General features: G+C 73.7%; 10 protein-coding genes. 5 read left to right on the top strand and 5 right to left on the bottom strand.

Annotation, left to right across the window (positions count from 1 at the left end; genetic code table 11):
* Positions 1-31: 31 nt before the first annotated feature.
* Positions 32-1,255 (bottom strand): DUF1015 domain-containing protein, encoded by a 1,224-nt coding sequence (locus tag WME76_RS02850; protein ID WP_437958682.1) that lies wholly within the window; start codon positions 1,253-1,255, stop codon positions 32-34.
* A gap of 208 nt (positions 1,256-1,463) precedes the next feature.
* On the opposite strand from WME76_RS02850, the gene WME76_RS02845 reads away from it, so the two are divergent.
* Positions 1,464-3,122 (top strand): helix-turn-helix domain-containing protein, encoded by a 1,659-nt coding sequence (locus tag WME76_RS02845; protein ID WP_433933050.1) that lies wholly within the window; start codon positions 1,464-1,466, stop codon positions 3,120-3,122.
* Positions 3,115-4,614 carry a glycosyltransferase family 39 protein gene (locus tag WME76_RS02840; protein WP_437958681.1) on the top strand — a complete coding sequence of 500 codons (1,500 nt, stop codon included), beginning with the start codon at positions 3,115-3,117 and terminating at the stop codon, positions 4,612-4,614. The genes WME76_RS02845 and WME76_RS02840 overlap by 8 nt, the downstream gene beginning before the upstream one ends.
* Before the next feature lie 27 nt (positions 4,615-4,641).
* Here the strand turns inward: WME76_RS02840 and WME76_RS02835 are convergent, their stop codons facing one another.
* The 3 genes from WME76_RS02835 to WME76_RS02825 form a co-directional block, all read right to left on the bottom strand.
* Positions 4,642-4,893, bottom strand: coding sequence for a type II toxin-antitoxin system RelE/ParE family toxin (locus WME76_RS02835; protein WP_437958680.1), 252 nt, complete (start codon positions 4,891-4,893; stop codon positions 4,642-4,644).
* A 38-nt stretch (positions 4,894-4,931) separates the two neighbouring features.
* Complete coding sequence (locus WME76_RS02830; RefSeq protein ID WP_437958679.1) at positions 4,932-5,183, bottom strand: addiction module protein; 252 nt, start codon at positions 5,181-5,183, stop codon at positions 4,932-4,934.
* A 238-nt stretch (positions 5,184-5,421) separates the two neighbouring features.
* The gene (locus WME76_RS02825; RefSeq protein WP_437958678.1) at positions 5,422-6,432 is read right to left on the bottom strand and encodes an OmpA family protein; all 1,011 of its coding nucleotides are present in this window, start codon (positions 6,430-6,432) and stop codon (positions 5,422-5,424) included.
* A gap of 118 nt (positions 6,433-6,550) precedes the next feature.
* Between WME76_RS02825 and WME76_RS02820 the strand changes: the two genes are divergently transcribed.
* The 3 genes from WME76_RS02820 (at position 6,551) to WME76_RS02810 (ending at position 10,261) form a co-directional block, all read left to right on the top strand.
* A complete protein-coding gene (locus tag WME76_RS02820; protein WP_437958677.1) occupies positions 6,551-7,531 on the top strand; it encodes a LysM peptidoglycan-binding domain-containing protein in 981 nt (326 codons plus the stop codon).
* The gene (locus tag WME76_RS02815) at positions 7,528-8,769 is read left to right on the top strand and encodes a serine/threonine-protein kinase (protein ID WP_437958676.1); all 1,242 of its coding nucleotides are present in this window, start codon (positions 7,528-7,530) and stop codon (positions 8,767-8,769) included. The genes WME76_RS02820 and WME76_RS02815 overlap by 4 nt, the downstream gene beginning before the upstream one ends.
* Positions 8,770-8,830: 61 nt before the next feature.
* A complete protein-coding gene (locus WME76_RS02810; RefSeq protein WP_437958675.1) occupies positions 8,831-10,261 on the top strand; it encodes a choice-of-anchor D domain-containing protein in 1,431 nt (476 codons plus the stop codon).
* 3 nt (positions 10,262-10,264) lie between these two features.
* Here the strand turns inward: WME76_RS02810 and ftsH are convergent, their stop codons facing one another.
* Positions 10,265-12,103: an ATP-dependent zinc metalloprotease FtsH gene (ftsH, locus tag WME76_RS02805; RefSeq protein WP_437958674.1), complete on the bottom strand. Its 1,839-nt coding sequence runs from the start codon at positions 12,101-12,103 to the stop codon at positions 10,265-10,267.
* Positions 12,104-12,283: the final 180 nt, after the last annotated feature.

Raw genomic sequence — 12,283 nt, 5'->3', positions numbered from 1 at the left:
CGCGCAGTCTACCCCCGGCGGGGCGCGCTGGTCAGAACGTATGCACGAAGAGCCCGCTGCGGAGCTTCGGCTCGAACCACGTGCTCTTCGGCGGCATGAGCAGCCCCGCGTCGCTGACCGCGAACAGCTCGCCGATCTGCGTCGGGTAGAGGAGGATCGCCACCGTGAACGCGCCCGAGTCGACGCGCCGCTCGAGCTCGGCGATGCCGCGGATGCCCCCGACGAAATCGACGTGCTTGTCCCGCCGTGGGTCGCTGACGCTGAAGATCGGACCGAGGATCTGGTCCTGGCATATCGAGCAATCGAGCGAGGCCACCGGGTCCTTCGCGTCGAACGACCCCGGGCGCACCCGGGCGGTGTACCAGCGGCCGCCGAGGTAGAGCCCGAAGGCCTTGGGACCTGCCGGGGTCGCGGCCGCGCCGTCCTGGACCGGCGCGAGCTCGAGCCGCTCGCCGAGCGCGGCGACGAGCGCCTCCGCGCTGCGGCCGGCGAGGTCTCGCACCACGCGGTTGTACGGCATGATGTTCATCTGGTCGTGCGGGAAGACCACGGCCAGGAACACGTCGTGCTCGCCGCCGTCGCCGCGCAGCTTCCGGTGCACGCGCGCCGCCGCGGCGCTGCGGTGGTGGCCATCGGCGACGTAGAGCGTCGGGATCTGCCGAAAGCGCTCCTCGAGGTCGGCGGTCGACGCGCGGCCGAGGACCCAGAGCTTGTGCTCGACGCCGTCGGCCGTCGTGAAATCGTAGATGGGCGGCGACTGCGTGGCCTGCGCGACCACGCCGTCGATGCTCGGGTCGGCGCGGTACGTGAGGAAGACCGGCTCGTCGTGGGCGCCCAGCTCCTCGATGTGGCGGGTGCGGTCGTCCTCCTTGTCGGGGCGCGTCTTCTCGTGCTTCTTGATGACGTCCTGCTCGTACTCCGCGACCGAGGCGCAGCCGACGACGCCGATCTGCCGGTGATCCCCCATCTTCTGGGCGTAGAGGTAGAGGTGCGGCTCCGGGTCCTGCGCGAGATCGCCGCTGGCGATGAGGTCGGCGAGGTTCTGCGCGCCGCGTGCGTAGACCGCGTCGTCGTGCTCGTCGGTCCCCTCGGGCAGGTCGATCTCGGGGCGGGAGACGCGCAGGAAGCTGTGCAGCCCCCCCGCCGCGAGGGCGCGCGCCTCGGCCGTGGAGATCACGTCGTACGGCGGGCTGGCGACGCGGGCCGCATGAGCCTGGGGAGGTCGGTAAGCGCGGAAGGGTCGGACGGTGGCCACGGCGGAGCGCCTACCCCAGCGGCCGGGGCGCGTCGAGGCGGCTCTGGCGGCAGGCGGCCGCGCGCCGGCCAGCGCGGGGCCGCGGCGACGGCGACGCTGATGGCGGCGCGCGGCGCGTGCTAGGAGGGACGCGCCCGCTCCCACGAGGCATGCAGCTCGCCGCGCCGCGTCTCGAGACCGCACACCGCACACCGCATCACGAGGAACCTTGTCCAGCTCCGGTGAGTCCTACCCGCCGTCCCGCTATTCGACGCTCCCGCCTGGCTCGTCGGACGACGACCTCGCCTTGCCGGGCGAGGTCCCCTCGTTCTCCACGTCGCGCTCCCGCCGCGTGATCGCCGTCGGGGGTGGCCGCGGGGGCGTCGGGAAGGCGACGCTCGCGGTCAACCTGGGGGTGTACTTCGCGCAGCTCGGCCGCGACGTGATCATCATCGACACCGACGCCTACAGCCCGGGGCTGCACGCGGCGCTCGGGATCGAGGCGCCGCCGCTCGTCACGCGCGAGGACATCGAGGAGGGCAAGGCCGAGCCGATCGCGACCACGGTGCCCGGGCTCCGGCTCGTCCCGACCGCGTACGACCCGATGACCGCCACGCCGCTCCGGCCGAGCCGCGCCGCCTACTGGATGAAGATGATCCAGGAGCTCGACGTCGACTACGTGATCGTCAGCCTCGGCGCGGCGACCGGCTCCTCGACGCTCGACCTCTTCCTGCACGCCGACGTCGGCATCTGCGTCACCACGCCCGAGCCGCTCGCCGTCGAGCACGCCTACCGCTTCTGCCGCGCGCTCTACCAGCGCACCCTGCGCCGCGCGCTCATGAAGGAGCGCTTCAAGATCCGCCTCGTGGAGAAGGTGGCCGCGTCGCTCCCGGCGCTCGCGACGCCGCGCGACTTCATCATGGAGGTGAAGCGGTTCGACGAGGGGGTCGCGTCGCTCGCGGCCGCGCAGCTCCCGCGGGTGACGCCGCACCTCGTGGTCAGCCAGACGCGGCACCGCTCCGACCTCGAGCTCGGCCCGGCGATGAGCGCCGTGTCGCAGCGCTTCCTCGGCATCTCCCTCGACTACCTCGGGCACATCGAGCACGACGACGCGGTGTGGCTGACCGCGCGGCGGCGCCAGCCGCTCCTCATCGACAGCCCGACGTCGAAGAGCGCGCGCAACCTCGAGCGCGTGGCCCGGCGCATCCTCGCGCTGCTCGCCGCGCGCGACTCGCGCCCGGCCGAGGCGCACGCGCGCGCCCTCGCCGCCGCCGCGAAGAGCGCCGCGCCGGCCACCCTCTACGAGGCGCTCGGCCTCGCGCGGACGGCCGCCGACGACGAGATCCGGCGCGCCTACAAGCGGCAGCGCGACATCTACCGCGAGGGGAGCCTGCCGGTGGTCAGCGTGCTCAGCCCCGCGGTGCTCCAGAAGGAGCAGGCGCGCATCGAGGAGGCGCACGACACGCTCCTCGATCCGGTGCGCCGCCGCGCCTACGACCTGTCGACCTACCCCGACGATCCGCGCACGCCGCTCGGCCCGGCGCGGGCCGAGAACTCCGCGGCCGCGGCCGAGCTCGCCATGCTCCAGGCCGAGCTCGCGCGCGAGATCAACGCCGAGACGCAGTTCAGCGGCGCGCTGCTGCGCAAGGTGCGCGAGTCGCAGGGGGTCGAGCTCACCGACATCTCGCAGCGGACGAAGATCTCGCTGGCGCACCTCCAGGCGATCGAGAACGAGTCGATGGGCGACCTGCCCGCGTCCGTCTACGTACAGGGATTCGTTCAGGAAATTGCCAAGTACCTGCGGCTCGATCCGGCCCAGGTCGCGAAGACCTACATGCGCCGCCTGCGCGAGATCTCCGCCGGCACGCGCGCGAAGCAGCATGGCTGAGGCGGCGCCGGCCGGCGCCGAGGCGGCGCGCGCCGGCCGCGACCCGGCGAGCCGCGGCGGGGATCTCGGGTTCTCGGCGATCGCGTTCGTGCTCGCGCTGCTGCCGCGGCTCTACGTGGCGCTCGCGTGGGCGCGCGAGCCGGTGTGGGACGGCCATTACTACGACTTCGGCGCGCGCCGGATCGCCGCCGGCCTCGGCTACTCGGACGATCTCGTCGTCGGCGGGCAGCCGGTGTGGCACCCGTGGTGCCACTACCCGGTCGGCTACAGCGGCTTCCTGGGCCTCGTCTACAGGCTGTTCGGCGCCGGGCCGCACGTGGCGACGGTCGCGAACGCGGTGGCCGGCGCGCTGCTCGTCGTCGTTGTCCATCGCCTCGCGCGGCACGCGACCACGCCGGCGCGCGCCCGCGTCGCGGCGCTCCTCGCGGCGCTGTCGCCGGGGCTCATCGTGTACGCGGCGCTGCTCATGACCGAGCCGCTCGCGGCGCTCGGCCTGGTGACGGCGCCGTGGCTGCTCGCGCGCGACGCCGCGCGCGGCCGCCTGGTCCGCGGCGCGCTCCTCGCGGGCGCGGCGCTCGGCCTGACGGCGCTGGTGCGGCCGCAGAGCTTGCTCTGCGCGCCGGCGCTCGCGCTGCTGGCGCTGCGAGGCCCGCGCAGCGCCGGCGCGCGGGCCGGCCACGCGGCGGCCTCCGGGCTCGGCGCGTGGAGGCGCGGCGCCCTGGCCGTGGCGCTCTCGGTCGCCGCGGCCCTCGCCGTCGTGGCCCCGTGGACGATCCGGAACTGCCGGGTGATGGACGGCTGCGCGCTCGTCTCGACGAACGGCGGCTGGAACCTCGCCATCGGCGCGTTCCCGCGCGCGACGGGGCGCTTCGAGACGCTGCGCGCGGGCGACGGCTGTCCGATCACGCGCGGGCAGGTCGCCCAGGACCGGTGCTGGATGGCCGAGGGGCTGAAGTGGATCAAGGCCGATCCCGCCCGCTGGCTGGCGCTGATCCCGAAGAAGCTGAGCTTCACCTTCGATCACGAGTCGTTCCCCATCGGCTACCTGGGCGAGGCGAACCCCGCGGCGTGGCCCGAGGAGCGGCGCGCGGCCGGGCGCCGGGTGCTCACGGCGTCGCACCTCGGCCTGCTTTCGGTCGCGGCGCTCGGCGTCGTGGCGCTCCCGCGGCGGCGCCCGTGGCGGGCGCTCGTCGCGCAGCTCGCGGCGCTCGCCGCGGTGCTCGGGCTCGTCACGTGGGGCGTGCTCGGCGACGATCACGCCTTCTGGCCGCTCGCCGTGGCGATCCCCGTCATCGCCGCGCTGCCGCTGCCGGGCCGCCCCGCGAACGGGGGGGTCGTCGGCTATCTCGCGTTCGCGGTCGCCTCGGTCGCGCTGACACACGCGGTGTTCTTCGGCGAGGACCGCTATCACATGGTCGTCACGCCCGCGCTGTGCGTCCTCGCGGCGTGCGCGCTGCGGCGAGGGGAGACCGCCGGCGAAGCGGCACGGTAGAGCGCTCCGTGAGTCGGCGAGGCGGTTCTAGAGGGCGCGAGCGAGCCAGTACAGCGGGCGGCGCTTTGCATGCGCGATCGCCAGCACGAGCACGCGCTCGGCGTGCGCCTCGAACGCGATCACATAGGGGAAACGGCCGAGAACCGCCCTGCGGATGTGCACCGAAGCGGGGGACGTCGTGGGCCACCTCGGAAAAGTCCCGGGGGCTTCTCCGATCCTGGCGATGATCGACGATACCTCGTCCACGAACTCGTCGCCGGAGCCCGGGGCGCCGCTCATCGTACCAGACAGCGACGGCGCGAAGCTCTGCGCGCGCCTCAGGATGCAGCTCGACGCGCACGACGCACCTCGAGCTCCATCAAGAGCTCCGTTCGCGCGGAGCCCCAGTCCACCGTCTGGACGTTGCCCTCCGCGACCTCGCGCGATCGGCGCTCCAGCTCACTCGCCCACGCCGCCGCAACTTCCTCGTCGTCCGTCTCCTCCAGGCTGGAAAGCAGCTCCTCTGCGAGCCGAGCTCGCTCGTGGCGGGGTAGTCGGAGGATCTGCGCCAGGAGCTCTTCGGTGGACATCCGCGGAGCATACCACGGCCAGGGCTCACCACCTTCGCTGGCCGCCGAGCCTCCCCGCTCACCAGGGCGGCGAGGAGTTTCCGCATTCACGCACGTCGTCTGTGCTGACGGTGATTCAATGCACCTGCCAGCGCCCGACCGAGCACCAGGCCAGGAAGGATGTCTGTCGGGCGCATTGTCGTGCTGGCCAGCGCTGATTCCGTTTCCCCCGAAGCGCCGCCCGCCGGACTCGTGCCCTTCACGGCGCCGCCGCCGCCCCCGCCTCGCCGGGCGCCTTCCCCGTCTTCCCCGCCTCTTGCGGCTCCGCCAACAACACGATTTCGATACGCCGGTTCCTCGCCCGCCCCGCCTCCGCGGCGTTCGACACGACCGGCGCGAACTCCCCGTGTCCGGCCGCGGAAAGGCGCTGTGGCGATATCCCGCGCTCGATGAGCACCTCGACGACCGCCACCGCGCGCGCCGCCGAGACGTCCCAGTTCGACGCGAACCTCGCGTTCTTCTTCAGCTTTTTGTCGTCCGTGTGCCCGGCGACCTGGAACCTGTGATCCGGTATCGTCCGGAGCACCCCCGCGATCTCGGCCAGCGTCTTCCGGCCGGCCGGCTTGACCTCGGCCTTCCCGGCGTCGAACAGCGCGTCGCTCGAGATCTCGAGCAGCGGCAGCCCGCCGCGGATCTCGACGCGGACCTTCCCGCCGTCGACCATCGCCTGGAACCGGCTCGCGAGGTCGCGCATCTGCGCCGCCCGCGCCTCGGCCGCCGCCTGCTGGCGGCGCAGCTCGTCGACCTTGGCCCGCGCCTCGGCGAGCTCGGCCGACAGGCTGCCGCGCTCGTTCGCGAGCTGGCCCACGCTCTGCCCGGCGCTCCGGAGCCGCGCCGACAGCTCCTCGTTCATCGCGGCGAGCTCGTCCAGCCGCCGCACGAGCCCGGCCTCCGCCGTGGTCGCCTCGGACAGCGTGAGGTCGCGCGCCCGGAGGTCGTCCTCGAGGCGCCCGAGCTCTGCCTCGAGCGCGGCGACCTGCGCCGACCGCTGCACCGCCTCGGCGCGGGCGGTCTGGGCCTCGGCCCTGGCCTTGTTTCCTTCCTCACGCTCTCTCTGGATCTCGGCGCGCGCCTGGTCGTAGAGCTCCTGCCGGACGAGGCAGCCCGGCGTCGCCAGCCCGAGCAAGCCCACCGCGAGCAGCCGCGCCGCGGCGGGCGAGCGCCGCGAGAACCACGCCGGGATCGTGCCGGCCATCGTCGTGTGTCTCATGAATCCCGCCGACTCTGGCACGAAACCGCGGGCAGGACGAAATTGCGGGCGCGCCCCGCTCTCGCTGCGCCGCGCGAGCCCATCGCGCAGCGCCACGAACCCCTGGTACCCTCGGCCCGTGAGCTCTGGGCGAACCTGGTTTTCCGCGGGCGCGCTGGCCGCGATAACGCTGGCGGGCAGCGCCGCGGCGGCGTTCCCGCACGTGGTCCGCGAGGGCGAGACGCTCGCGCAGATCGCGGAGCGCACCTACGGGCGCGTGCAGATGGAGCAGGTGCTCGTCGCAGCCAACGCGCTCGACGCGGGCGCCGGCGTCCCGATCATCCCCGGCCTCCGGCTGGAGGTGCCCGCGCTCGGCCACCACCGCGTCACCGCCGGCGAGACCTGGGCGAACCTCGCGGAGCGGCTGCTCGGCGCCGCCGACCGGAGCGACGTCCTCGCGCTCTCGAACGACACCATGCCCTGGATCGAGCCGACCGACGGGATGGAGATCATCGTGCCGTACAACCTGCGGTACGTCGTCGGCCAGAACGACAACCTGCTCACCATCGCCTACCGCTTCCTCGGCAAGCGGGACAAGGCGTGGATGCTCCACAAGTACAACCACCTCAAGAAGGACAACCTGCACCGCGGCATGGTGATCCTCGTGCCGCTCACCGACCTGCCGCTCACGACGCAGGGCAAGGCCGAGGCCGCGAGCGCCGGCGCCCTGGTGCGCTCCGAGGGCGCCGGCCGCGCGCGCGAGGCCCAGCGCCGCGTCGACGCCGAGCTGCCGCAGCTCGCCGGCGACGTGCGGAGCGGCCGCTACATCGACGCCGTGGCGCGGGCGAACCGCCTGCTCGGCTACGGCGACCTCGCCCGGATGCAGACCGCCACGGTGCACCGGCACCTGCTCGAGGCGTACGTCGCGCTCGACGCGACCGGGCTCGCCGAGACCGCCTGCGCCGCGTGGCGCGAGTCCGATCCGACCGCGCGGCTCGACCCCATCGAGCTGAGCCCCAAGATCGTGAGCGCGTGCACCTCGTCGACGGAGCTGCACCTCGGCCCCCCGCCCCCGGACCCCGCGCCGCCGCCCCCCGCGGACGCGGGGATCGCGCGGTGATCTCCCCGGAGCCGGCGCCCGAGCGCCTGCCCGCCGGGCACCGCGTCGCCTCGCGGTACACGGTGGAGTCGGTCATCGGCGAGGGCGCGTCCGGCGTCGTGTACCGCGCCGCCCGCGACGAGGACGGCCGGCGCGTCGCGCTCAAGGTGATCCACAAGCACCTCTCCGGCACGCCCCAGATCTTCCGGCGCTACCACCGCGAGGCCGCCATCCTGAGGCGGGTCGAGGGGCCCCACGTCGTCCGGATGCTCGACTTCGTCGAGGAGGACGGGCTCCTCGCGATCGCGCTGGAGCACATCGACGGGAGCTCCCTCGAGGAGCTCTTGCAGGAGCGCGCGCCGATCGCGGTCGACCTCGCGATCGAGATCGCCGTGCAGATCTGCGCCGCGCTGGAGACAGCGCACGCGGCGGGCGTGATCCACCGCGACCTCAAGCCGGCCAACGTGCTCATCGATCGCCCGGCGGCGCCGCCGGACGGGCCCTACGGCGCCGCGCCGTCGCCGCTCGCCGGCCGCGTCCGCGTTGTCGATTTCGGGCTCGCGAAGGTCGTGCACGGCGAGCTGATGACGACCGGGCTCACCGAGCAGGACATGATCTTCGGCACGCCCGAGTACATGGCGCCGGAGCAGGTGCGCGGAGAGGACGTCGACCCGCGCTGCGATGTCTACGCGCTCGGCTGCATCCTCTACGAGATGGTCGTCGGCGCCGTGCCGTTCAGCAAGCGGACGCCCATCGCCGTCATGACGGCGCAAATCGCCGAGCAGCCGCTGCCGCCGCGGTCCAGCGAGCACGGCGGGCTCATCTCGGCCGGCCTGGAGGCGGTCATCCTGAGGGCCCTCGCCAAGGACCCGGCCGAACGGCACCCGAGCGCCCGCGCCTTCGCCGACGCCCTGCGCGCGTGCCGCGAGCGGCGCTTCATCGGCCATTCCCGCGCCAGCCTCGCCAGCCTCCACGACGCGGACTCGATCACCGAGCTGGAGCTCGAGCAAACGGGCCTGGACCACGCCGCCGCCCAGAACGACGTTTCCATTCCGGACGTCGCGCTCCTCCCCCCGTCGCGAGAGAGCGCGGTGGTCCAGGTGCTGCCCGAGGCCAGCGCTGCGGTGTTCACCGAGGCGTCCGGCAACGGCGCGGCGAGGGCGGGCGCCTCCTCGCGCGAGCGCATTCTATGGACCCTGGTGGCCATTCTCTGCGCGGCCGCCGGAATCGCGGTCGGCACGCTGATCGGGGCACGTTGAGGCCGCCCCGCCCTGGAATGCGGTGATGACGTGGAGCGCGCGGATCGCGATAATCGCGATCATGCGCTCCCTGCTGTTCGGCGACGCTGTCCTCGCGGCCTTCTCCTCGGCTCGGCGCCGTCGGGCGCGCGCTCTCCGCGGCACCGCCGCGGCGCTCACCCTCCTCGCCCCCGCCGCGGCCTCGGCCTACGACTCGCTCGCCGCGCCGTGCCCCGACGACCCGCTGTTCTGCAGGCGGGGACCGGTCGCCTTCCAGCGCAGAGACGCCATCCCGCTCGAGCTCGATTTCGAGACGGGCTGGATTCCGCCGAGCTCACCGCTGCAGCTGAGCTTACGGGCCGCGGTCTACGCGAATACCGAGGTGTCCCTGAGCGGCGCGCTCGAGGCGTCGTGGCCAGAGGCGCTCTCGCTCGCCGCCCCCGGCGACCCGGGCGGAGGTGTGTTTGCCTGCGATTACGGGCTCGACGTCAGCGCCCAGGGGCGCGTCAGCATCTCCGTCCTGGGCCAGGACTTCGACTGGACAGGCGATATCCCCTACGTCCCGCAGATCGACTTCCAGGTGCACACCCGCGACAAGTTCGACGCCTGGGGCTGGGATCCGGGCGTCACGCTGGCGAGCTCGACGGACGTGCAGCGGCTCGCGTCCGTCTCCCTCGCCGACATCATCGGATCGATCCCCGGCATCGACGGCAGGTTCGAGCTCGACGTCGCCATGGATGTCACCGCGCGTTACGCGACACACCGCGTGGCCGTCGAGACGCTCGATCAGGCGACGGTGAGCGGGGGCGACATCACCCCGGAGCAGCGCGCGTCCTCGACGGAGTACCTGGGCGGCCCGTCGGTCGAGCTCAACGTGCGCCCGGAGGGCTCGGTGCGCTACGAGGGCACGCTCCACCTCATCCCCGCGTTCGGCGTCAGCCTGCTGGGCCGCGAGTGGTCGATCCCGATCGCCGACATCCCGCTCGCCTTCCCGCTCACCGAGCAGGCCTGGCGCTTCGAGAGCGAGCGCGTCCACGTGCCGCTCCCGGACCTCGCGCTGGACAAGCAGGAGATCGATTTCGGCACGGTGGAGGTGGGGCAGGCCAACGCGGAGCTCGTCACGCTGTCCAACGTCGGGGAGGCGCTGCTCGACGTCGCCGTGACGGCGGGCGACGCGGAGAGCTTCGAGCTCGCGGACGCCGCGCTCGAGATCGACGGCGAGACGGCGACCGACTTCGCGATCCGCTTCGCCCCGAAGGCCGCCGGCGAGTTCACCGCGACGGTCCTCCTCGCGTCGAACGATCCGGACGCCCCGGAGCAGGCGATCTTCGTGAGGGGCGTCGGCGTCGACAGGCCGGAAGAGCCGCCGGACAGCGGTGAGCCCGCGGCGCAGGACGGCGGCTGCGCTTGCCGCGCGGCCGCCGGCGCGCAGGGCGGCGGGGCCTGGGCCGCCGCCGGGCTGTCGCTCGCCGCGCTCGCGGGCGGCCTCCGGCGCCGGCGCCGCGTGGCCTGAGCCTCAGGCGGCGCTCGGCGACCCCACGGAGATCTTCCGCCGCGTCGACACCGCCGCGATCCGCTCCAGCTCCTCGCCGCGCAGGGTCTCCTTGAGCACGAGCGCCTCCGCGGCCGCCTCGAGGCCCTCGCGGCGGTCGACGAGGAGCTGCTTGGCCTTCAGGTACATCTCGCCGAGCCGCTCCCTCACCTCCTCGTCCACCTCGCGCGCGGTCTCCTCGCTGCAGGTGCGCTCTTCCTGGATCACGCCGAGCATCGGCGCGCCGACGTTGCGCGACAGCGCGGGCAGCCCGAGGCGCCGGCTCATCCCGAGGCGGGTCACCATCTCGCGGACGAGCGCCGTGGCCCGCCCGAGGTCGTCGTGCGCGCCGCTCGACACCTGGCCCAGCGCGATCTCCTCTGCCGCCCTGCCGCCGAGCATCACCGTGACGCGCGACTCGATCTCCTGCTCCGTGATGAGCTGGCGCTCGTCGCGGGGCACCTGGATCGTGACGCCGAGCGCGCCGATCGTCCGCGCCACGATCGACACCCGCTCCACCGGATCGGCGGCCGGCAGCGCGAGCGCGACGAGCGCGTGCCCGGCCTCGTGGTAGGCCACGCGCCGCCGCTCCTCCGCGGTCATGATCTGCCCGCGGCGCCGGAGCCCGAGCTGCGAGCGATCGAGCGCCTCGTCGAAGTCGGCCTGCCCGATCTCCTTGGCGCCGCGCCGCGCCCCGGCGAGCGCCGCCTCGTTGACGATCTTGGCCAGGTCGGCCCCCACCATGCCCGGCGTGCGCCGCGCCACGAGCCCGAGGTCGACGTCGCTCGCGAGCGGCACCCGGCGCGCGTGCACGGCGAGGATCGCCTCGCGGCCCCGCAGGTCGGGCCGGTCCACGATGACCTGCCGGTCGAAGCGCCCGGGCCGCAGCAGGGCAGGATCGAGCACCTCGGGCCGGTTGGTAGCGGCCATCAGGATCACGGTGGTGCGCGCGTCGAAGCCGTCGAGCTCGGCGAGGAGCTGGTGGAGCGTCTGCTCCCGCTCGTCGTGGGTCGAGATCGCGCTGAGGCCGCCGCGCGTCCTGCCCACGGCGTCGATCTCGTCGATGAACACGATGCTGGGCGCGCTCTTGCGCGCCTCCTCGAAGAGCTCGCGCACCCGCGCGGCCCCGAGCCCCACGAACATCTCGACGAACTCGCTCGCGTTGAGCGAGAAGAACGGCACGTTCGCCTCGCCCGCCACCGCGCGCGCGAGCAGGGTCTTGCCCGTGCCGGGCGGCCCGATGAGCAGCAGGCCGCGCGGGATCCGCCCGCCGAGCGACCGGTACCGCGACGGCTCCCGGAGGAAGTCGACGACCTCGACGAGCTCGTCCTTGGCCTCGTCGACCCCCGCCACGTCCGAGAAGCGCACCGGCTCCTGCTTCGACCGGTCGTAGATCTTCGCCTTGCTGCGCAGGAACCCGAGCGGCCCGCCGGCCCCCTGCCCCGCCCGGCGCAGCATCATGAAGAACGCCGCGTTGATGAGGACGAGCGGCACGAGCCAGATCGCCGCCTGCATCCACGCCGAGGACGAGGCGCTCTTCGCCTCGATGCGGACCCCCTGGTCGAGCAGCGCCCTCACGAGCGGCTCGTCCTCGACGCCGGGCAGCCGCGTCACGCGGACGCGCTCCCCGGGCCGCTGCGCCTCCCCCCGGCGGCTCAGCTCGATCTCGTCGGGCTTCACCACCGCCGCGGCGACCTCCCCGCGCCGCACCTCGGCCACCGCCTCGTCGTAGGGCACGAGCGGCCGCCCCAGCGGCCCGAGGATCCCGGAAAAGACCAGGATCGCGGCGGCGATCAGCAGGTACCCGAGCCACGCGCGCGACACCGGTCTCCTCTCGTCAGCCATTCCATGGAGCTGATGTGTGGTGGGCGTCGCCACGGCAAGCCCTCGGCCCCGGAGGAACGGGAAAGCCAGCGGTAAAGCCGCGCCGCCGAGGGAGCCCAGCGCCGGCCGCGCGCGGCCCGGCGCGCCCGCGCGGCGAGGTGATCGCCCCGGGGATCCACG

The organism is Sorangium sp. So ce119 (assembly GCF_051524405.1).
GTDB lineage: Bacteria > Myxococcota_A > Polyangia > Polyangiales > Polyangiaceae > Sorangium > Sorangium cellulosum_G.
The sequence above is the reverse complement of the archived record's forward strand: the minus strand, read 5'-3'. Positions and strand labels throughout refer to the sequence as shown.

Coding starts and splice junctions, on each gene's coding strand:
- WME76_RS02840 (WP_437958681.1), top strand. CDS start 3,115: ATGGCTGAGGCGGCGCCGGCCGGCGCCGAGGCGGCGCGCGCCGGCCGC.
- WME76_RS02835 (WP_437958680.1), bottom strand. CDS start 4,893: ATGAGCGGCGCCCCGGGCTCCGGCGACGAGTTCGTGGACGAGGTATCG.
- WME76_RS02830 (WP_437958679.1), bottom strand. CDS start 5,183: ATGTCCACCGAAGAGCTCCTGGCGCAGATCCTCCGACTACCCCGCCAC.
- WME76_RS02825 (WP_437958678.1), bottom strand. CDS start 6,432: ATGAGACACACGACGATGGCCGGCACGATCCCGGCGTGGTTCTCGCGG.
- WME76_RS02810 (WP_437958675.1), top strand. CDS start 8,831: ATGCGCTCCCTGCTGTTCGGCGACGCTGTCCTCGCGGCCTTCTCCTCG.